Source organism: Blastococcus aggregatus, assembly GCF_900221005.1.
In the GTDB taxonomy this organism is placed as follows: Bacteria; Actinomycetota; Actinomycetes; order Mycobacteriales; family Geodermatophilaceae; genus Blastococcus; species Blastococcus aggregatus.
Genome location: NZ_OBQI01000004.1, coordinates 19,487 through 39,197, shown reverse-complemented (window position 1 = coordinate 39,197; position 19,711 = coordinate 19,487). Strand labels below are relative to the sequence as shown.

Annotated in this window: 19 protein-coding genes and 1 riboswitch; of the genes, 9 read left to right on the top strand and 10 right to left on the bottom strand. The window is 69.3% G+C overall.

What is annotated here, in order from left to right; translation table 11 throughout:
- Positions 1–12: 12 nt before the first annotated feature.
- The 7 genes from CRP29_RS13485 to CRP29_RS13455 all read right to left on the bottom strand — a co-directional run bounded on the left by CRP29_RS13485 (position 13) and on the right by CRP29_RS13455 (position 6,396).
- Positions 13–2,235, bottom strand: a complete 2,223-nt coding sequence (locus CRP29_RS13485; RefSeq protein ID WP_217991598.1) for a heavy metal translocating P-type ATPase — start codon at positions 2,233–2,235, stop codon at positions 13–15.
- Positions 2,236–2,409: 174 nt separating this feature from the next.
- Complete coding sequence (locus tag CRP29_RS13480; protein WP_040337853.1) at positions 2,410–2,736, bottom strand: ArsR/SmtB family transcription factor; 327 nt, start codon at positions 2,734–2,736, stop codon at positions 2,410–2,412.
- A gap of 82 nt (positions 2,737–2,818) precedes the next feature.
- Positions 2,819–3,532 carry a M23 family metallopeptidase gene (locus CRP29_RS13475; RefSeq protein ID WP_040336903.1) on the bottom strand — a complete coding sequence of 238 codons (714 nt, stop codon included), beginning with the start codon at positions 3,530–3,532 and terminating at the stop codon, positions 2,819–2,821.
- A 115-nt stretch (positions 3,533–3,647) separates the two neighbouring features.
- Positions 3,648–4,490, bottom strand: a complete 843-nt coding sequence (locus tag CRP29_RS13470; protein WP_040336902.1) for a cytochrome c biogenesis CcdA family protein — start codon at positions 4,488–4,490, stop codon at positions 3,648–3,650.
- Positions 4,487–5,098: a TlpA family protein disulfide reductase gene (locus CRP29_RS13465; protein WP_245852796.1), complete on the bottom strand. Its 612-nt coding sequence runs from the start codon at positions 5,096–5,098 to the stop codon at positions 4,487–4,489. The genes CRP29_RS13470 and CRP29_RS13465 overlap by 4 nt, the downstream gene beginning before the upstream one ends.
- Positions 5,091–5,765, bottom strand: coding sequence for a vitamin K epoxide reductase family protein (locus CRP29_RS13460; RefSeq protein WP_040336900.1), 675 nt, complete (start codon positions 5,763–5,765; stop codon positions 5,091–5,093). Before CRP29_RS13460 ends, CRP29_RS13465 begins: the two co-directional genes overlap by 8 nt.
- Entirely contained in the window at positions 5,746–6,396 is a 651-nt protein-coding gene (locus CRP29_RS13455) for a DsbA family protein (protein WP_097195605.1), read from the bottom strand. Before CRP29_RS13455 ends, CRP29_RS13460 begins: the two co-directional genes overlap by 20 nt.
- A gap of 275 nt (positions 6,397–6,671) precedes the next feature.
- Here CRP29_RS13455 and lnt point away from each other — a divergent pair, with 275 nt between their 5' ends.
- The 4 genes from lnt to CRP29_RS13435 all read left to right on the top strand — a co-directional run bounded on the left by lnt (position 6,672) and on the right by CRP29_RS13435 (position 12,408).
- Positions 6,672–8,267 (top strand): apolipoprotein N-acyltransferase, encoded by a 1,596-nt coding sequence (gene lnt, locus CRP29_RS13450; RefSeq protein ID WP_245852794.1) that lies wholly within the window; start codon positions 6,672–6,674, stop codon positions 8,265–8,267.
- A complete protein-coding gene (gene ccsB, locus CRP29_RS13445; RefSeq protein WP_051515490.1) occupies positions 8,264–9,241 on the top strand; it encodes a c-type cytochrome biogenesis protein CcsB in 978 nt (325 codons plus the stop codon). Before lnt ends, ccsB begins: the two co-directional genes overlap by 4 nt.
- Before the next feature lie 161 nt (positions 9,242–9,402).
- Positions 9,403–9,550: riboswitch (cyclic di-AMP (ydaO/yuaA leader) on the top strand.
- A gap of 269 nt (positions 9,551–9,819) precedes the next feature.
- Entirely contained in the window at positions 9,820–10,824 is a 1,005-nt protein-coding gene (locus tag CRP29_RS13440; RefSeq protein WP_231486445.1) for a M23 family metallopeptidase, read from the top strand.
- Between the two features lie 342 nt (positions 10,825–11,166).
- The gene (locus CRP29_RS13435; protein WP_245852793.1) at positions 11,167–12,408 is read left to right on the top strand and encodes a M23 family metallopeptidase; all 1,242 of its coding nucleotides are present in this window, start codon (positions 11,167–11,169) and stop codon (positions 12,406–12,408) included.
- An 83-nt stretch (positions 12,409–12,491) separates the two neighbouring features.
- Here the strand turns inward: CRP29_RS13435 and CRP29_RS13430 are convergent, their stop codons facing one another.
- Positions 12,492–13,451: a cytochrome c oxidase assembly protein gene (locus tag CRP29_RS13430; protein WP_040336896.1), complete on the bottom strand. Its 960-nt coding sequence runs from the start codon at positions 13,449–13,451 to the stop codon at positions 12,492–12,494.
- 148 nt (positions 13,452–13,599) lie between these two features.
- On the opposite strand from CRP29_RS13430, the gene CRP29_RS13425 reads away from it, so the two are divergent.
- Both CRP29_RS13425 and CRP29_RS13420 read left to right on the top strand, forming a co-directional pair.
- Positions 13,600–14,424, top strand: coding sequence for an STAS domain-containing protein (locus CRP29_RS13425; RefSeq protein ID WP_097195602.1), 825 nt, complete (start codon positions 13,600–13,602; stop codon positions 14,422–14,424).
- Positions 14,425–14,613: 189 nt separating this feature from the next.
- Entirely contained in the window at positions 14,614–15,336 is a 723-nt protein-coding gene (locus tag CRP29_RS13420) for a YcnI family copper-binding membrane protein (RefSeq protein WP_097195601.1), read from the top strand.
- 100 nt (positions 15,337–15,436) lie between these two features.
- Here CRP29_RS13420 and CRP29_RS13415 read toward each other — a convergent pair whose 3' ends face one another.
- Both CRP29_RS13415 and CRP29_RS13410 read right to left on the bottom strand, forming a co-directional pair.
- Positions 15,437–16,741 (bottom strand): hypothetical protein, encoded by a 1,305-nt coding sequence (locus CRP29_RS13415; RefSeq protein ID WP_097195600.1) that lies wholly within the window; start codon positions 16,739–16,741, stop codon positions 15,437–15,439.
- Positions 16,742–16,746: 5 nt separating this feature from the next.
- On the bottom strand, positions 16,747–17,184 hold the full coding sequence (locus CRP29_RS13410) for a cupredoxin domain-containing protein (protein ID WP_097195599.1): 438 nt from the start codon (positions 17,182–17,184) through the stop codon (positions 16,747–16,749).
- A gap of 26 nt (positions 17,185–17,210) precedes the next feature.
- On the opposite strand from CRP29_RS13410, the gene CRP29_RS13405 reads away from it, so the two are divergent.
- The 3 genes from CRP29_RS13405 (at position 17,211) to CRP29_RS22420 (ending at position 19,679) form a co-directional block, all read left to right on the top strand.
- Positions 17,211–17,441: a hypothetical protein gene (locus tag CRP29_RS13405; protein ID WP_141437122.1), complete on the top strand. Its 231-nt coding sequence runs from the start codon at positions 17,211–17,213 to the stop codon at positions 17,439–17,441.
- Between the two features lie 376 nt (positions 17,442–17,817).
- Positions 17,818–18,576 carry a hypothetical protein gene (locus CRP29_RS13400; protein ID WP_097195597.1) on the top strand — a complete coding sequence of 253 codons (759 nt, stop codon included), beginning with the start codon at positions 17,818–17,820 and terminating at the stop codon, positions 18,574–18,576.
- Between the two features lie 365 nt (positions 18,577–18,941).
- A complete protein-coding gene (locus CRP29_RS22420; RefSeq protein ID WP_176522964.1) occupies positions 18,942–19,679 on the top strand; it encodes a hypothetical protein in 738 nt (245 codons plus the stop codon).
- Positions 19,680–19,711: the final 32 nt, after the last annotated feature.

The window sequence follows — 19,711 nt, the reverse complement described above, 5'->3', positions numbered from 1 at the left end:
CGGGTCGAGCGATCACTGGGGAACTCCGTTACTGGCGGGCTGCCGCTGGGTGACGTAGGCGGTGGTCGGCGCCAACGCGTGGGCAAGTGGCCGCCGGTAGGCCTGCGGCCGGCCGGCGCGTACGCCGTTGGCGATGACGAGGACCTCCGCAAGTTCGTGCGTGACGATGACAGTGCCAAGTCCGAGGACGCCGAAGGCGGCCAGCGGGATGAGTACGACCAGGATCGCCGCCGACAGCAGCAGGCTCTGCAGCATGATTCGCCGCGCCCGACGGGCGTGCGTGAGCGTCCGGGGCAACTGGCGCAAGTCCTCGCCCATGAGCGCAACGTCGGCGGTCTCGATCGCCACGTCGGTGCCCATGGCGCCCATGGCGATGCCCACGTCGGCAGTGGCCAGCGCGGGTGCATCGTTGATGCCGTCGCCGACCATCGCGACCCTGCCGTGGCGGCCCAACTGCTCCACGAGGGTGGCCTTGTCTTCAGGACGAAGCTCGGCGTGCACCTGCTCGATCCCAGCGGCGGTGGCTAGTTGCGCGGCGGTGCGGCCATTGTCCCCGGTGAGCATGCTGGTGCTGATGCCCAGCCGGTGCAGTGCACGGACGGCCTCGGCAGCTTCGGGACGGAGCTCGTCGCGGATAGCGAGCGCTCCCAGCAGACGACCGTCGAGCTCCACGAGCACCACCGTGGCTCCGGCGTCCTGGTGGGCAGTCACGACCGCGGCGAGCGGTCCGGGGTCGATGTAGCCGGGCTTGCCCAGGCGTGCCGATCGTCCGTCGATGGAGCCGGTGACGCCCTTGCCAGCCAGCGCCTGGGTGTCCGCAGCGGGCTCGACTGCAGGCTCGTCCGCCGGCCAGGCGGCCAGCACGGCTCCGGCCAGGGGATGCTCGCTCCGCGCTTCCAGCGCCACCGCCACAGTGAGGACCCGACGCTGGTCGTACCCGGGCAGAGCTTCGATGGCGACCACGGCAGGCCGGTTGCGGGTCAGCGTCCCGGTCTTGTCCAGCGCCACGGCGCGCACTCCGCCGAGGGCCTCCAGTGCTGCCCCACCCTTGATGAGCACGCCGGCGCGGGTAGCCGCGCCGATGGCGGCGACGACCGTGACCGGGACCGCGATCGCGAAAGCGCACGGTGAGGCAGCAACCAGCACCACCAGAGCGCGTTCGATCCACACCTGGGGGTCGCCCAGGATGCTGCCGAGGACGGCGATCGCGGTCGCGACGACGAAGATGGCAGGCACGAGCGGCCGGGCGATGCGGGCGGCCAGACGTTGCGCGGCGCCTTTGCGCTCCTGGGCCTCCTCGACGATGTGCACGACGCGGGCCAAGGAGTTGTCCGCCACCCCGGCGGTGACCACCACCTGCAGAACGCCGCCGCCGTTGATGCAGGCGGCGAATACTTCGTCACCGGGGCCCACCTCGGCCGGCACCGATTCCCCGGTGACGGCCGAGGTGTCGACTGCGGAGCGCCCGGTCTGCACGAGCCCGTCGGTGGCCAGCCGCTCACCGGGCTTGACCACCAGCACGTCACCGGCCACGAGTTCGGCCGGATCGACATCGAACTCGACCCCGGCGCGCACCACCGTCGCTCGGGGCGGAACCAGGTCCAACAGTGCGCGCAGCCCGCGGCGGGTCCGGGCTACCGCATAGTCCTCCAGCGCCTCGGCCATGGAGAACAGGAACGCCAGCATCGCGGCCTCGCCGATGGCACCCAGCGCGATCGCCCCGACCATCGCCACGGTCATCAGCGTGCCCACGCCGAGCCGGCCACGCCGTAGCGCGCGGACAGTGCCGGGCACGAAAGTTGCACCGCCGCTGAGCACTGCACCTGCCGCCAGCACCGTCGACGCCGTAGCGGCGGCCCCGTCGTCGGTCACCCATGCGAGAAGCTGAGCGGACAGCCACAGCAACCCGGCGAGGCCCGCCAGCTGCGCCGAACGCGACCGCCACAGCGTGGTCGCTTCCGCCTGCTCATCGCCGCCCGGTGCCGGCGCCGAGCAGGTGGGGTCCCCGCAGCCGTCCCCGCCCTGCGCGGGGGGCACCCGCGTGTCTCCTGGCCGCGTCGCTGTCGGGCCGCAACAGGCACAGCCGTCCGCGCAGCCTTCCGAGCCGGGCGGCGCGTCGGCGACTGCTGGGCTCAGCGCGAGCCCGAGCGAGATCGCGGTCTTGGTGCTCGTTCGCCCGGTTGTGCCGACGGCCGGGCGGCGCTCGTCGTCGCTACCGCAGCAGAGGTCGGACATGTCATACCCCCTGAAGGTCGGCGGGGCCTGCGCAGCCATCCCGGCCGGATCGGACGTCGCCGGGTCGGACGGCGGACCTGAAATGACCTGCGGCCCCGACCGGATGAGACCGTCGGCCGCTGCCTGTGAGCCGCACAAGCCAGCGATCGGTGCCTGACCGGGGCGCAGGGAGCATCAGCAGCACTCGTCCGTCGCCGCGGTCGGGCAGGCGTCGGGATCCACGGCCAGGACGACGCCCAGCAGATCACCGAGGGCGTGAGTGAGCCGGGCGTCCGCCAACTCGTACCGAGAGCGCCTGCCCTCCGGAACCGCCACGACCAAGCCACACCCGCGCAAGCAAGCCAGGTGGTTGGAGAGGTTCTGTCGCGTCACGCCGAGCATCTCGGCCAGCTCGGACGGGTACCCCGGCCCTTCGCGCAGCGCGAGCAGGAGACGAGTACGGGTGGGGTCGGACAGGGCGTGGCCGAAGCGGGCGAGCACTTCAGCGTGCAGCACAGGCATCACGACATCACCGTATAGCGTTCGCTGAATACAGCCAATACTGTCCTTGCGGTCTATCCGGCTGCGATTCCCTCGAGACCTATTAGATGTCGACGCCTCGTTCGCGGAGCCATGAGGCCGGATCAGCGCGGCGCCCGTCGAGCCCACCCTCGAACACCTCGAAGTGCAGATGCGGGCCCGTCGACTGGCCGCGATTGCCGAGCAGGGCGATGGTGTCACCGGCCCTGACGGTCTGGCCGTCGTCGACCAGGATCTGCTCCATGTGGCCGTACACGGTGACATCACCGTTGTCGTGGAGGATGTAGACCGCGAGCCCGAAACCTTGGGCGGACCCTGCGCGCAGGACGACGCCATCCGCGGCGGCGTACTCCGGGGTCATCATGGGCGCCGCGATGTCCAGTCCGTAGTGCATCGAGCCCCATCGGCGTCCGTAGGCGCTGGTCAGGCGCCCCTCCACGGGCATGACAGCCTTGGGTCGCGCTGCCTCCTCCCGCGCAGCACGAGAAGCGGCTAGCTCCTGGCTGCGCGCAGCCATCTGGGCTTCTGCGATCTGAGGCCGAGCGGCTTCGTCGGCCAGGATGTCGAGCGTTCCTTCTGTGAGCACCACCGACCCGGCCGGACCCTCGTGGGCGTGCGCGACCGGAGTGTCCAGCCACCAGCCGCCTTCCCAGAGGCTTGCTGCTACAGCGCCGACGACGATCGTGCTGAGGAGGAGTCGCGGCCGCTGACGCAGGCCGGGGGCGGGCCGGGAGTGCCGGGATGTCGCAATCGCCGGCCTGCGCAGTCGCCCGATCACCGCTCACCGTCCCGATGCTCTCGCCGTTGATTCCGAGAGAGATAACAGCACGCCGTGATCGAACGGTAACCTAAGCAGCTTAGTAGTGGGCGTGTCCTGACCGCGCGCTCGACGGTCAGAAGGCAGAGGTGCCGAAGCCGGTGGAAGCCAGCCAGGAGCGCAGCCACACCATGATGTGGTCCCAGCCGCCGGTGACCAGCAGGATGCCGAGCAGGATGAGGAGCACGCCGCCGATCCGCATGACGGTCTGGGCGTGCCGGCGGGCCCACGAGGACAGCGTGAGGGCGCGGCGGGCGCCGAGTGCGACGAGCACGAAGGGGATTCCCAGGCCGAGGCAGTAGGCGAGACCCAGAACGGCGCCCCGGGCGGCCGAGGCCTCGGTGTAGGCCAGCGTGTTGACCGCCGACAGCGTCGGCCCTAGGCACGGCGTCCACCCGAGCCCGAAGACGACGCCCAGTACGGGGGCGCCGAGGAGGCCGGCCGGAGGGCGCCGGGTGATGCGTCGCTCGCGCTGCAGCCAGTGGAGCCCGCCGAGGAAGGCTAGCCCCATGATGATGGTGACGACGCCCATGAGTCGGGTCAGCAGGGGAGCCCATTCGAGGAGCAGGCGGCCGAGGCCCCCGAAAAGTGCTCCGAAGGACACGAAGACTGCGGTGAAACCCAGTACGAAGAGCAGGGCGCCGGTGACCACTCGGCGCCGTTGACCGGGCGGTGCAGTGATGGTCGAGCCGGGACGGTCGCCCGCCGCGGTGGCCTCGCTGCGGTTGACGGCGGGTGCTGCAGCGGCGCCGGTCTGGGCGCCGGTCAGGCCGGCGACGTATGCGAGATAGCCGGGGACGAGCGGAAGCACGCACGGCGAGGCGAAGCTGATGAGGCCGACCAGTGCGGCGACTCCTGCGGCGAGCAGCAGTGAGCCGTCGCTGACGATGGTGGCGAACGCGTCGCCGAGCTCACTCACCGTGGGGTCTCTTCGGCCAGGAGTCGATCGATCGCCCGCCGCAGGTCGTCTTCCGGGACGACCGCCACGTAGACGGCGGCCACCTGGCCGGCGGGGTCGATGAGGATGGTGCTGGGCACGACGTTGGCCGGGAAGCCTCGGAAGGCCATCGCCACCTCTCCTCGTGGATCGAAGAGCGACGGGTACTCCGCTCCCACGGATTCGACGAAGGCCTGCGCCATCTGGCGGTTGTCCTTCACGTCGACGCCGAGGAACTCCACGCCCGAATCGGCAACGTCGGCATACACGGCCTGGAACTCCGGCGTCTCCACGCGGCAGGGCGCGCACCACGATCCCCAGAAGTTGAGCACCGTGATCTCGCCGGCCAACTCCGCGGATTCGAATGCAGTCCCGTCGAGGAGCTCTCCGGTGAAGGTCGGCGCCGATTCCCGCTCTGCCGGAGGGATGACCTCGCCGAGCGGCGTGTTGCCCGCGAAGTCGAAGTCTCCCGAGCTCTCTGTGGCCGTGCTGGCGTTGGTAGCGCTCTCTCCGGAGCAGCCGGCCAGGGCGGCGGCGATCATCAGGCCGCAGAGCGCCAGATTTCCGCGACGGGATCCGATGTCAGTCAACGAGAGTGCTCCAGTACAGCCAGAACCGCTCCAGGATGGCGGCGGTGATGAAGAGGAACCACATCGTGAGCACGACACCGTGATGGGCTCGTGCCCGCGCCACCGCGCGGGCGAGCCAAGGCGGCAATCGCGATGTGATTGCGGTGGCGTTGTGCACGGTGACGTACCAGAACATCGGAACCGTCACCGCCCAGACGACCATGCAGTACGGGCAGAGTGCGCCGATCCGGTACAGGCTGCTGAAGATCAGCCAGTGCACGAAGACGACGCCGAGGGATACGCCGACCTGCAGGCCGCCCCAGAACCAGCCCGCGACCCGTGCCCCGGCGACAAGGGCCGCGCCGGTCGAGGCCACGACGGCGAAGCCGGCGATGCCGAGCAGCGGGTTGGGAAAACCGAAGGCCTCGGCCTGAGCGCTGGACATGATGGAGCCGCAGCTCAGGACGGGATTGAGGCTGCACGTCGGCACGTAGGACGGATCAGCCAGGAGCGCGTACTTCTCGACGGCGAGAACGAAGGACGCAACGAGCCCGAGCAGCCCGCCGACCAGGAGCAGCCAAGCCAGCCCGCGCTCCGACGGCGCCTCCCGGCCGTTCGAACCGGAGAGCTGCTTCGAGTGCTCAGTGGGGGTGACGGTCAGGGTCGTCTCAGTCGGCGAGCGCAGCATCGATCAGTTCGATGAACTCGTCGGTGGTCTGCGCCTCGACCTTTTCCCCGTTGAGGAAGAACGTCGGTGTGCCCTCCACGCCCAGCGCGAGACCGTCCTCGCGATCCCGCAGCACCCGCTCGAGAGTGGTGGGATCGCCGACCGCTGCGTCGTAGTCGGCCATGTCGAGGCCCATTCCCTCGGCGAAGCCGCGGAAGACATCCGCCTGAGAGTCCTGCCGCTCCCCCCACTCCGTCTGCGTCTCGTACATGCGGTGGTACATGTCTTCGAACCGGCCCTGTCGGGCTGCGGCCTCGACCGCCACGGCCGCGTTCTCTGCGTTGGCGTGGCCCGGCATCGGGAAGTAGCGGGCGACGAAGGTGACCCGCCCGTCGTAGTCGTCGCGAAGCTGCTCGACGAACGGGTACGCGGCCTTGCAGGCCTCGCACTCGAAGTCCAGGAACTCCACCAGCGTGACCCTGTCGTCGGCGGCGGTGGAGAGTTGGTGGCTGTCTTCGCGCACGACGGGCGCGCCGCCTGCTTCGGCCGTGCCGGTGTCGTCCGCCCCGGAGTTGTTCACCCCGAGGAGGACGGCGACGGTCACGACGAAGGCCGCCACCAGCGCGGCGGAAATCTTCAGGTTGGTGCTCAACCGCTCTCCTCGTTGATCCGGTCCGGCGGATCGAGCGCCGACCGCGGCCATCCGGCGGGTGTAGCCGGCCGACTAGCTGGAAGCTCCGCTCTACGAAGCTGCCTAGGAGGGTACAGGCGGTTGGCTCGTCGCCAGTCTGCTCGTGGGCGTTTGCGTGTCGATCGCATCTACTACCCTACGTAGGAATGTCTGGAGGTGAAGGCGTCAGGCGTGCTGCGGACGGGGGTGACGTGCGGACCCACGAGGGCCGGGTCGAGGCGGTGGTCCCATGGCCGGTGGCCGCTCTCCTGGCCGCGGGCGGCGGGGTGTGCCTGTGGCTGGCCTTCCCGCCGTACGGACTCTGGCCGCTCGCTGTGGGTGGTCCCTTCGCCCTCGCGCTGGCGACGCGCGGCCGTAGTGCACGGTGGGGCGCCGCGCTGGGGATGCTGCTCGGCTCTAGCTTCTTGTTCCCCTTGCTGAGCTGGACCGGCGTCTTCGTCGGCGATCTTCCTTGGCTGGCGCTGTCGACTTTCCAAGCGGTCTTCTACGCCGCCTTGGGGGGCGCGTCGGCACTGGTCGGTCGGCTTCCGGCGGCTCCGGTCTGGATGGCGGCGTTGTGGGTGGGGCAGGAGGCCGCCCGTTCCCGCATTCCGTTCGGGGGCTTTCCGTGGGGACGACTCGGGTTCAGTCAGGCCGACGGGCCGTTGGGTTCTTTCGCCGCGTACGGCGGCGTGGCGCTGGTGACCTTCGCCGTGGCGCTCACCGGCACGTTGCTCGCCCGCGCTGTCTGGCGCTCTTTGCTCGGGCGACGTGAACGCCGCGCCGGCCAGCCTCGCGCCGTCGCGATACTCGTCGCTGCAGCCTTACTCGTCCCGGTGGTCGGGGCGCTTGCCTGGCTACCGCTGCCCGGGTCCAGCCTGACGGCCGGCGGGCCGACGGCCACGGTCGCTGTTGTCCAGGGCGACGTGCCCCGGGCCGGCCTGGACTTCAACGCCCAACGTCGCGCAGTTCTCGACAACCACGTCGAGCAGACGCTGGAGTTGGCCGAAGCGGTAGCTGCCGGCACGGCCTCGCGGCCGGACCTCGTGATCTGGCCGGAGAACTCCTCCGACATCGATCCTTACAAGAACCCGGACGCGGCAGCCGCCATCGACCGAGCGGCGCGCGCAGTAGGCGTGCCGATCCTGATCGGTGCCGTCCTGGACGGGCCCGGGGAGAAGCTGACGAACGTCGGTGTGGTCTGGGATCCGGTGGAGGGTCCTGGCGAGCGCTACGCAAAGCGGCATCCCGTGCCGTTCGGCGAGTACGTGCCGGCCCGCTCGTTCTTCCGGCTGTTCAGCGATCAGGTCGATCGCCTGCGTCGGGACTTCGTCGCGGGGGATGAGCCCGGCGTTCTGGACGTCGGGGGAGTGCGGATCGGAGACCTCATCTGTTTCGAGGTGGCCTACGACGGACTGGTGTCCGACGTCGTGGACGGCGGCGCCTCGCTGTTGGTGGTGCAGACCAACAACGCGACATTCGGCTACACCGCCGAGAGCGAGCAGCAGTTGGCGATGAGCCGCCTGCGTGCCATCGAGCACGGCCGGACGGTCATCGTCGCCGCAACGAGCGGGATTTCCGCGGTCGTCGCACCCGACGGCACTGTCATCGACCGGTCCGAACTCTTCACGCCCTACCTGTTCAGCGGCGCCATCGCCCTGCGGCAGAACACCACCCTGGCGAGCCGAATCGGCGCCGGCGCCGAGTGGGCCGCCACCGCCACGGGCCTGGCCGCGCTGCTCGCCGCCGTCGTGCTCCGCCGACGTGAGCCACATCGGTCGAACGTGCCCTCGAGCGCTCGCCACGAGACCGTGCCACGCGATGTCCACACCGACAAGCAAGGATCCCGATGACATCCGACCAGTTCTCTGCCCTGTCCGACTCCCTCTTCAGCGCCTCGATCATCATCTATGCCCTCGCGGCGCTCGCTTTCTGTGGCGAGCTCGCGTTCGGAAGGCGCGCCTTCCGGCCGAGTCAGGAGCTGGCCACCGTCGGTGTCGGCACGTCCCTGTCCTCTCCGGAGGACGGAGCCCAGCCGCCGGCGGCGGCGTCCGGCTCGGCCGGTCGCCGCTGGGGGCTCCTGGGCGTCGGGCTCACGGGTGCCGGCGCCCTCGCCAACGCCGGTGTGCTCGTCGCCCGCAGCGCGGCGACCGGGCGGGTGCCGTGGGGCAACATGTACGAGTTCGCAACTGCCTCGGTACTCGCCGGCGTGGTCGCCTACCTCGTGTTCGCAGTCCGGGTGCCGGCGGTGCGACGCATCGGAGCCTTTGTGCTTGGGCCCGTGGTGCTCGGGCTGGTTCTCATCGGGCTCTACCTCTACGCGGAATCCGGTCCGCTGATTGCCGCCCTGCGTTCGGACTGGCTGGCCGTGCACGTTTCGGCGGCCATCATCTCGTTCGGCATCTTCATCGTCAGCGCCGTCGCCAGTGCGCTGTACCTGGTCGCGGTCCACCGCGAGAGGACGCTGGGGGACGGCGGCCGTAGGAGCGGGGGGATCGCCGACAAGCTGCCCAGTGTGGCCGTGCTCGACCGGGTGGCGCACCGCACCGCGGTCTTCGGCTTCCCCGTCTGGACGTTCGCGGTCATCGCCGGCGCGATCTGGGCGGAGAGCGCCTGGGGGCGGTTCTGGGGATGGGACCCGAAGGAGACCTGGGCTTTCATCTCCTGGGCTCTGTATGCGACTTACCTGCACGCCCGAACCACCGCCGGGTGGCGAGGCCGCCCGGCCGCGTGGGTGAACCTGGTCGCCTTCGCGAGCCTCGTCTTCAACCTGCTGTTCGTGAACCTGGTGTCGACCGGTCTGCACTCCTACGGCGGCGTCTCGTGAGCGCGACGGCCCCTGGGATGTCCTCGGTGCAGGTGTTGTTGACCAGCAGCTTCGTCAGCCGTCGTTATGCAACCGTGACAACTAAGGAACTTCGTACTACGGTTCCGGGCGGTCCTACCGAGCTGTGCCTCTCGACCGGAGAGCCTCGGTCGGACCCCGCCTAACTGCCCGTGCCACACGGCCGGACGGACCGGGGACCCACCGTTCCCCTGGGGTGAATCCCGCGTGAGCGCGACTGCGAGCACGCGGGTAGGGCGCCTTCCCGCCCGAACCCGTCAGCTAACCCGGTAGGCGGCGAGGAAGAACGGAGATCCGCCGCCTTGGCGACGCTGCACAACCGATCCGTCCGCACGACCGTCGTCCCGTCCGTAGTCCGCTCCGATCGACTCCGCCGAGACAGTCGAACGGGTCTCCCCGGAGTCGGTTCCGCGATCATCCGCCACCGGCGCACCGGCCTTGTTGCCGCCACGGCAGCGCTTGTCATCGGACTGTCGGCCGTGACGGCACTTGCTGCCCCCGCCGAAGGGCAGTCGGAGGAGGCTGTTTTGAGTACTGAGGTCGAGAGGATCTCGGGGTTGGTGACCGCGGCTGAGAAGGATCTGGAGAGATCCACCGTGGAAGCGGAGGCTGCGGCCGACGCCTCCCGCGCTGCGCAGGCTGCGCTTGTGGATGCAGAGACGCAAGCCGCTGCCGCTGCCGCTGAGCTGGAGGCGACTCGCGCGGCGGTCGATGCCGCTCGGGGCGGCATTGCCGCTCTCGGCCGCGATGCCTTCATGGGTGCCGATTCGCTGGGCGATGCGGCCGCGCTGCTCGACGCGGCCGGACCTGACGAGGTGCTGGAGAGGGCTGCGATGCTCGACCTCCTGGGTGAGGACCGCGCCGAGCGGCTCGAGGAGTTCGAGGTGATCCAGGGGCGGCAGGAGCGCGCTGATCGGGCGGCCCAGGCTGCGGTTGCGGAGCGCGATGCGGCCGTGCGCGCCTCGGTCGAGGCGGAGGCTGCAGCCCAGGCGCAGCTCGCGGCATCTCAGCAGGCGTACGACGCTGCTGCTGGCCAGAAGCTCGCCCTCGACGCGCAGCTCCGCGACGCGGAGATCAAGCTGTTGGGGGCGCAGGGAGTGGCAGATCCGGTTGCCGCGCGGGACGAGCAGCAGCGAGGCGAACTTGCGATGGCGCGCGCCGGCACCGCCGCGCTCGTGGCCGGTCGGGTGACGTCCTGCTACGGAAGCCGGTCCGGCGCCAAGCACAACGGCGTGGACATCGCCGCTCCCATCGGTACGCCCATCTATGCACCGGATGACGGAGTGGTGCTGGACGCGGGGCCTGCGAGCGGGTTCGGCCTGGCCGTCTACATCCAGCACGGGGACGGCACCATCACCGTGTACGGCCACATCAACGAGTACTTCGTGAACGCGGGTCAGGTGGTCACTGCCGGTCAGCAGATCGCCGAGGTGGGCAACCGGGGGCAGTCGACGGGACCCCACCTGCACATCGAGACCCATCGGAATGGGCTCTACCAGGACCGCGTCGATCCAACGCCGTGGCTGGGGGCCCGCGGCATCACGCTCGGTGGCGGCTGTGGCTGATCGGTAACCACGTCGAGAGACGACGTGGCACCGGGTCGCACGGGTGCGCAGGACCCCGGGGCAGCCGACGCGGTATGGCGGCCACTCTGAGTGCCCAAGGCGTGACTCGGCGGTGGGAAGTGAGTGACATGTGTGCCGCGTGTTGCCATCGCTACTATCTGAGTTAGTGGGACTCTGCTCTGGCTCATCCATACCGCCACCCTCTTCCCCAGGGAGCGAGCCATGTCCGATCACCGTTCTCTCCGACGGGCCGGCCCGACAGTCGCTGGACGGCCAGGTCACCGCTGGCCGACAGTGAGTCGTCCGGGTTGTCGCCGTCCGGTGCGGAGCACGCTGATCGGTGTGCTCGCCAGCATTGCGCTCGTCGGCTTGGCAACGCCTGGTCTCACCGCGCCCGCGCCTCCCAACCCCACGGACGGCCAGATCGGTGCCGCGCAGGCCGAGCAGGCGACTGCGGCGGCCGAGGTCGGCCGTATCGCCGGCCTGGTAGCGGTCGCCGAAGCCCAGCTCGAACGCGTCGGCATCGAGGCCGAGGCCGCAGGGACCGCCTACATGATCGCCGAGGAAGCGTTCCTGCAGGCCGAGGCGATGGCTGAACAGCGAGCAGCCGAGCTCCAAGCAGCGGCGGCTGCCGTCTCCGTAGCGGAAGCTCGCATCGCCCAGTTCTCCCGTGACAGCTACATGAACGGGTCGACGATCTCCAGGACGGCCGCGCTGTTGAGCTCCGAGGGACCTGGCGAACTGATCCAGCGCGCCGCTCTGCTTGACTACGTCGCAGTCAACGAGGTGGACGTTCTCGGCCAGCTCCAGTTCGCCAAGGTGACTCAGACCAACGCCGACTCCTCCGCTCGCGCCGCCCGCGACGAGATGGCTGCCGCCGAGGAGACGGCCCAGGCCGCCAAAGCGCAGGCGGACGCGCAGCTGACCGCCCAGCAAGGTGTCTACGCCGAGGTGGCCGCACAGAGGGCGGCGCACGAGGTGGACCTGAAGGCCGCCCAGATCAGAGTTCTCGAGCTGCAGGGGGCACGGAACGCCTATCAGCAGTGGACGGCCCAAAAGCAGGCCGAGGAGGCCGCCGCCGCTGCCGCAGCCGAGGCGTCGGCCCGGAAAGTCGCCGAGGCCGCGGCGGCGGCGCGGAGCAACAGGCCCAGCAATGCTGGCTCCGGCGGGTCTTCCGGTTATACCGCGCCCTTCTCCGGACGCGTCACCAGTTGCTTCGGCGCACGCTGGGGAACCTCGCACAACGGGCTAGACGTCGCCTCTCCCATCGGCACGCCGCTTTACGCCCCCATCTCGGGAACCGTCCAGCGTGCTGGGCCGGCCACCGGTTTCGGGCTGGCTGTCTACCTGCTCGGCGACGACGGTGCCGTGTACGTCTACGGGCACATCAACGACTACTTCGTCCGCGCCGGCGACCGTGTGGTGGCCGGCGAGCAGATCGCCGAGGTGGGAAACAGGGGTAACTCGACCGGGCCGCATGTGCATTTCGAGGTGCATCCGAACGGGGCCATGTACAGCGGAGCCTCAAACCCGGCTGCGTGGCTGAACGCTCGTGGGATCTCTGTCGGTGCCTGCGGGGGCTGACGTACCCCGCGGGCTCGGATCCCGGCGGGGGCCAAGTCCTGGTCTCGAATCTGCCCGTCTGTCTGGAACGGCGCCGCCGCGCCTCACCTGTTCAAATACGCCATGGCGCGAAGTCGAGCGTTGTACTCCGCCAGCTCGGCGTCACCGGTCCGGTCGGCTGCCCGGTCCAGGGCCTTGCCGCGCCGCTCGTCGGAACTGGCCCAGGAGAAGAAGACGACTGCCAGTACCAGCACGGTGGGCAGTTCTCCGAAGGCCCAGACGATGCCGCCGGCCTCGCCCTGGTCTCGCAGCGGGTCGATGCCCCAACCGGCCGGGGGCTGGGCAAACGTGTCGACGACCAGTGAGCTGGCCATCATGATCGCGACGCCGAAGAACGCGTGAAACGGCACGGGCAGAAAGAGCTCGAGCATCCGGCCGGGGTGGCTCAGCGTCCGGGGCCAGGGATCCTGCGCCACGATCGGCCCGAAGAACAGGATCCCGGTGACGACGAAGTGCGCCAACATCAGCTGGTGCCCGGCGGGGTTGCTCATCAAAGCGTCGAAGAGTGGCGTGAAGTAGACGCCGTAGAGGCTCGCAAGGAACAGCGGGATAGAGAACAGCGGGTGGGCGAGAAGCCGTGCCAGGCGGCTGTGTAGCCCGTTGAGGAGCAGTGCCCGCGGGACGCCGGACACGCCTTGGCCTCGGGGCAGGGTCCGCAGCGCGAGAGTCACCGGTGCGGCGACCAGGAGCAGCAGTGGCGTGATCAGTGACAGGACCATGTGCTGGGTCATGTGGACGCTGAACAGCACCATGCTGTAGCCGTTCAACCAGGTGCCGGTGACGGCGAACAGAGACGCAGTCCCGGCGAGCCAGGAGAGCGTTCGCCACCAGGGCCAGGAGACGCCCGTTCGGCGCAACCGCATGACCGCGGCCAGGTACACCACCAGCGCGACGAGGCTCAGCACTGCCAGGACCGACGAGGCCTCCAGGTGTGGCAGGAACATCCGCCCCCACGTCGGTGGCTCGTCGGGCACCCACATGCCCGAGTGTCGCCCGTGCTCCACGGAACCTCCTCCACGGCGCTGATCCACATTCTCCTAACGTGGATCGTAGACGAGCGAGAGTCGGCATAGGGGAGTGTCGCCAGCTCCTACTAGTCTTGTTAGTGCCGGCCCAGAGATCTGACCGGCCCCTCGAAGTCGAAGGAACGGGATGACGACCGCCTCAGGAACACGCGAGGTTCCGTTCGCTCGGCAGTCCGTGTGGCGGGCACTGACCGCCCTGACCCCGTACTGCCCGGTGTGCGACGTCTCCTACGTCTTCTCGGAAGGCGTAGGGACGGAAGCGGACGCGGTCATGGGCAGGGGGACTCGCTTCGTCTGCGCGCAGGGGCGGTTGGACGGTAGGCCGCCGCCGCAGGGCGCGGTGAGCGGGGAAGTCGTCGAATGGGTCGCGGAGGAACGCATCGGGACCCGGTTGGAGTTGGCGTCGGAGAACTGGCAGACCCGCGTCGAACTCGCTGATGCCTCGCAGGGTGCCACGCACGTCACGGTGACCGTGACTCACGACTCCCAGGGCGGCAACCGCCTGCGGCAAGTCCTGCAGCGCAAGGCGATGCAGCGGATGGTGCAGCGGACCGTGGACTCGGAGCTGGCCAAGCTGCCGGATCACGTCAGCTGGATGTCCGAGCGCCGCAGTGACGTCGTTCCCGTCGAGCGGGGAGCAACTCCCGTCAAGCAGGCGCCCAGTTCTGTGGAACAGGAGCGAGACGGGTGGGTGGTTCACCTTCGGGGTGAGGTCGACGCTCCGACCGTCGACCGACTCGGGCTCCAGCAGCGTCTGGAGGAGTTGGCGGTTGTGGCCATCGATGTCCGCGGACTGACCTACATCGACTCCACTGCATTTCCGCCTCTGCAGCGGTGGGCGAAGCGCACCTCCCGGGCGGGCGGCCGCGCGGTCATCCGAGGCGACAACCCCTACATCGATCAGATGTTGGCAGTCATGGGACTCACGTCGATGTTCCTGAGGGAACGCTGACCCGGCAGCACGTCAATCGGACCGTCGCCGACGTCGTCGGTCACGGTGAACGGGTCGACTCGCGGTGAACAGGCGTTGCCGTGGCTCTGTCGTCCTTCGTCCAACTGGCTCGTAGGCAGTAGCGATTGAGACATCTAGTAGGACGGGTTCGGCGTAGGGCCGGGTCCGACTCAGGCGAACGAGCGCTTCGTGACACCTCGACTGGCCCGGACGCTGACCGTCGGTCTCGCTTCGATGTCGACAGTGCTGGGCCTGGGTGTGACCGCCGCGTCAGCCCACGTGGGGATCAGCTCCGCTGACGCAGCGCCCGGCAGCTTCGGGGAGGTGACCCTTCGGGTGCCCAACGAGAGCCAGACGGCTTCCACCGTATTGCTGCGGGTGCAGATCCCAACCGAGACGCCGCTGGCATCGGTGCGGACGAAGCCCATTCCCGGGTGGACCGCGACCCTGACACGGAGCCCGATCGATCCGCCGGTCGATGTCCACGGCACCGAGGTCGGCGAAGCCGTCACGGAGATCGTTTGGACCGCCGAGCCGGGGGCGGGAATCGGCCCGGATCAATATCAGACCTTCGCCATCAACGGCGGCCCGTTCCCGGACGTCGACACCATCACCTTCCCGACGCTCCAGACCTACGACGACGGTGAAGAGTCCGCGTGGATCGAGCCCACGCTCGACGGCCAGCCCGAGCCCGAGAATCCCGCACCCGTGCTGACGCTCGTGGACAGCGCAGCTGACGGCGACGAGGCGGATGGGGCAGCGACCGAGGCTGCTGGCGGCGACAGCGCCGACGAGTCCGATGGCTCGGGACTGACCGTGACCGCGCTCGTCGTCGGCATCGCTGGACTACTAGCCGGATCGGCGGCGCTCGTCATGGCGCTCTCGGCTCGGCGGCGGCACACCATGACCTGAACCGACTGGGTCGCTGTCGCGTGCCCTCCGGCGGAGCAGCCACAGCGCACCGCCGGAGGTGACGCAAGGACGACGGCTGGTACTGGTGCGCACGGCTGAGTCAGAAACCGAACAACAGTCCCAGACCGCCGAAGGTGAACATGACCATGACGACCACGAGCGGCAACTGGTCAGAGGCAGGCGCTCGCGGCGCCACACGAAGAGCCTGCTCGTGCGCCAGCGTGACGCCCAGAACATGGCCGGCGACCACCCCGCCGACCTGCACGTAGGCAATCGTGTCCGCGGACACGGCGGTCAGGTCAACCCGATTGCCGTAGGTGCCGAACAGGTCGACCCCGTCGAGGCCGAACGGGTTGCTCAACAGGATCCATGTCGTCTGGCCGTCGAGGAGCAGCAGGCTGAAGTAGTGCGCGATGGTGTAGCCGACCGCGATGGGGATGACCGTTGCGGCAAAAACGCGTGGTTGCTTTCTCAGCGGTAAGTGGCTGAGGCGCCCGGATAAGCGTGTGCCCCCGACGTACAGCACGGCGACCACAGCAATCATCGTGGCTAGACCCCAGGTGCCGGACGCAGCATCGTTCGCCGCTCCCGGCCCGGTCTGCCAGTAGACCGTTCGAGACAGGCCGTCGAACGCGGTGGAGCCGAGCAGCACCACGACGACCGCGGCGAGGCCAGGCTCGGCCGGCGTCGTCATGACGTTCGTGAGCGGGTTGCGGAGCACCAGGCGCCCGTCGTCGCGACGTCCGAACGGTGAGAGTCGTCCCAGCAGCGTCGAGTACACCTCGAAGCCGTCACCACGAGCGAACCAACCCTCCCCGAACCAGAACCCGGCGGCGGTGTGGATGACGGCGTACAGAACGAGAAACCACCCGACGGTCGCAGGCTCAGCCCGCTGCGGCGGGACCAACTCGAGCCATACGAAGACCGCCAGGGACACGGCCCCCGGCCACAGGCCCAGCCGGGGGAGTGTCTCGGCTGCTCGGGCAGGGCCGGCGATGCCCCGGAGCGCTCGATGGACGAGCCTCAGCGGGTTGACAATCCGCCATACGGGACCCAACAGCAGGCTCACGGGCACGAGCCCCACCCAGAAGGTGACGTAGACAGCCCACGGCGCGATGTTGCGGGAGGTCTCGTCCGGACCTGCGAAGGCGACGACCGTCACGAAGACGGCGACCGCCAGCGCGAGGATCTGGAGCCCCCGACGGACGGCTGAGCTGTCCACGGCGCCCTGCACCACGTCCGCCAGCGCTCGACCCGAGGACGAGTCGCCCATCTTGGGCTTGCGCCAGAAGAGCAGCAAGGCCGCGAAGCTGATCAGGACAGCGGCCCCGCCGCCGTAGAGCGCGAGCCCCAACGGGATGGGTAGGTCGGTCCTCGAGCCGACCCCGTGGGCGAGAAGTGTCATCCGACCTAGAGGGTGAACAGGAGCGTGCCCAGCTCTTCCAGCTCTACCTCGAAGACTCCCGAGATCGACGCTTGAAACGTCAACGCGCTCATGGTGTCCGGCCCGACGGGAGCGGAGAGGTCGTAACCGTGCAGGTGGATCTCGTCGGCCACATCGCTCGTGACGGTGATCGTCACCTGGTCACCGGGCGTGACCGGGATCCGGCCTGAATCTCCGGTCACCTGACCGCCCATGTACGACACAGCAATGTTCGTGCCTTCCGGCGCTGCGGTGGTGCTGTGGGCTGCTGACGTCGCCGCGGTCGTAGAGCTGGCCGGCGAGCTGGAACTGCCCTGTGCCCCGGCTTCCGACTCGTCCGTCCCAGCACAGCCGGTCATGGAAACGACGGTTGCGAGCAGCAGGGCCGCCGGCAACCGGCGGGAGCGGGAGGCGGAGGCGGTCATTAGGTGAGCTCCCAAGTGTGTCGACGATGGAACATGACAAGTTCGGCTCACTCAGGCGCCTCGGTGCGTTGCTCGGCTTCTTCGTTCTCGCGTGCTGCCAGACGGCGGTCTCGGATGACCGCGCCGGTCACAACTGCGAGGAGGACCGCCGCCGGCCCGAAGAATCCGATCGTTCCGATGACGGCCAGGCCATCAACGGCGAGGACGGCGTCGAAAGCACGGGCACTGGAGATTCCGCCGTCTACTACTCGCACTAGTGCATGTCACATCGACCGACGTCAGATGTCAATCGGAGCCTGCTCTTTCCCCTTACGTGCAGCAGCGCTGACAGGGTTTCTCGTGAGCGAGTAACGCTGTGTGGAGGCGACTCGGGCCGACTTCGCGCACGGTCATGATCAACCGTCGCAGTCGAGCCGTTGACCAAGCGTCACCCCGAGACGTGCCGCTTTCACGGTCGTGTTTGGAGTACGTCACCCCTCGCCCGAAGGAATGCCGAGTCCCCTGGACGCGATAGCGGTAACGAACGGGTGACGCGGTGAGGTGACCAGCACTGTCACCCCTGCCGAGGGTGACGGCTCGTTGAACGTCGCTGCGGAGCGTCGACGGCATCCCACCGATGCCGGAGGACCACACATGTTCTACGACCCCACCATCGTCGGCAGCTGGCCGACGCTGGCTGCACGCCTGGACTGCGACGCCGTCCTTGTCCGTTGGGCCGCCACCGAGCCGACTCTGGCCGGTCTGAGCAGCGTCGACGACCTGCTCGCAGTCTGGGTCGAGGGCAGCCCGGAGGACCGCCGCGACGTCGTTCTCGCTGCGCTCGTTCGGCTGGCCGCCGTGGACGGGAGCCGTGACGACGACGCGCTGCTGCTGACCCTTCACCTGCTCAGCGGATTGGCGCACACGATGGCCAGGCAGCTCGCAGACCTGAGTCACGACATCCTTGCCGTGGTCGTCGGCGAGCTCGCTTGCCAGATCCGTCGCTACCCATGGCAGCGCCGGCCTCGCGCGATCGCGGCGAACCTACGCGCCGAGACCCGACGGGCGGTACTCGCCGAACTGCGCCCCAGCAGCCGCTACCACCGCGACCGAGTCGAGCTCCTGACCGCTACGGGCGACATCGGTCGGATCGCATCTGCCACCGCCTACGAGGAGGGGGAGGACCTCGACGTCGTCGACCTGCTGCAGTGGGCGGTGCGCTCAGGGATCGACGCCGAGGACGTCGCACTGCTGATCGACACCGAGTGCAGCCGCGACCGTCAACACCAGCGCGCCGACCAGCAGGTCGCCGCCGCGCACGGCATCACGACGCGCACGCTGTACCGCCGGCGGAACCGCACCCTGACCGCCTTGCGCGGCGTGGCACCGCAGTACCTGGCGGCCGTCGCGTGAGTCCGCTGCTGCAGGACGTTGAAGAAACCGGTGTCGCGACGGGCGGTGTGGCCAACGGCCGCGACCCCGACGGTCGACAGCTGTCGGTCGCGGAGATCCAGCAGGCCTTCCGCGAGCTGCGCGCCCGTCGTCCGCGAGCTGCCGCAAGCAGGCCGGTGGCGTCGACGCGTCTCCAGGAGCTCTCCGTGTCCGAGGACCCTGCACCGGCGGGTGTACCGGTTCTACCTCCGCGCCGCTCATGGCTCGACGGGGACAGCACGGCGCTTCCGGCTCGGGAGGACATTCACCGCGAGCCGTCCGCTGGCAGGGGTGACAGAGCGCCGCGGCGAGGCGCAAACAGGGGTGACAGCGCGCACGCGACTGTCATGGGCAGGGGTGACATCGACGCGCTGGGGGCCGACTACATAACGGTCGTAACGGCACACGCCGGCGCCGGCGCTTCCACGGTGGCGCTGGCCATCAGCGACGCCGCGGCGGCCACTGACCGGCGAGTGCACCTGGTGGACGCTGCGCGTCCCCATCGGTCGGGCTTGATTGCTGCGGCGTCGGCGGAGCTGGGCACCGACGCCGCCGGTGCCTGGCGACGTGGCTCCCGCGACCGCGTCACTATCGACCGCCGCGTCGCAGACGTGGAGCCTGACGGTTGGCCGGTCCTCCCCATCAACGAGGAACCGGCGATCACCGTCCTGGACCTCGGGCTGCTTGCTCCGGAAGACGTGGCCCGACTGGCGGCCGCCCGCACGCGCACCGTCGTCGTCTGCCGGCCGACCGTGCCGGGGATGCGACTGACCGAGCACGTGCTGAGCCAGCTCGTCGAGCAGCCGGTGGTGGTGGCCGTCGTGGGCCCGGCGCGCTGGCCCCAGGCGGTGAACGCCAACTGCGTTCCGCGGCTTCGCGAGTTGCGGTCGCAGGGGCGGGTGATCCGAGTTCCGGTCGACCGACGACTGCAGACCGCCGGTCTGACCGGGGACCGGCTGCCCAAGGCGGTGGAGGCTGCCGGCCGGTCGCTGGCCGCGCTGCTGATGCCAGCCGTGCCACCGCAGCCTCGGCATCGGCACCGGGCGGCAGCGTTCCAGCCGGGCACGGCGGGGGAGACCCAGTGAGCCCCCGCAGGAGAGCAGCGGTACGGGCAGCC

Excerpts from the sequence above, each read along its gene's own strand:
- CRP29_RS13485 (WP_217991598.1), bottom strand. The coding sequence starts at position 2,235 with ATGTCCGACCTCTGCTGCGGTAGCGACGACGAGCGCCGCCCGGCCGTC.
- CRP29_RS13480 (WP_040337853.1), bottom strand. The coding sequence starts at position 2,736 with ATGCCTGTGCTGCACGCTGAAGTGCTCGCCCGCTTCGGCCACGCCCTG.
- CRP29_RS13460 (WP_040336900.1), bottom strand. The coding sequence starts at position 5,765 with ATGCTGCGCTCGCCGACTGAGACGACCCTGACCGTCACCCCCACTGAG.
- ccsB (WP_051515490.1), top strand. The coding sequence starts at position 8,264 with ATGACATCCGACCAGTTCTCTGCCCTGTCCGACTCCCTCTTCAGCGCC.
- CRP29_RS13425 (WP_097195602.1), top strand. The coding sequence starts at position 13,600 with ATGACGACCGCCTCAGGAACACGCGAGGTTCCGTTCGCTCGGCAGTCC.
- CRP29_RS13415 (WP_097195600.1), bottom strand. The coding sequence starts at position 16,741 with ATGACACTTCTCGCCCACGGGGTCGGCTCGAGGACCGACCTACCCATC.
- CRP29_RS13410 (WP_097195599.1), bottom strand. The coding sequence starts at position 17,184 with ATGACCGCCTCCGCCTCCCGCTCCCGCCGGTTGCCGGCGGCCCTGCTG.
- CRP29_RS13405 (WP_141437122.1), top strand. The coding sequence starts at position 17,211 with ATGGAACATGACAAGTTCGGCTCACTCAGGCGCCTCGGTGCGTTGCTC.
- CRP29_RS13400 (WP_097195597.1), top strand. The coding sequence starts at position 17,818 with ATGTTCTACGACCCCACCATCGTCGGCAGCTGGCCGACGCTGGCTGCA.
- CRP29_RS22420 (WP_176522964.1), top strand. The coding sequence starts at position 18,942 with ATGGGCAGGGGTGACATCGACGCGCTGGGGGCCGACTACATAACGGTC.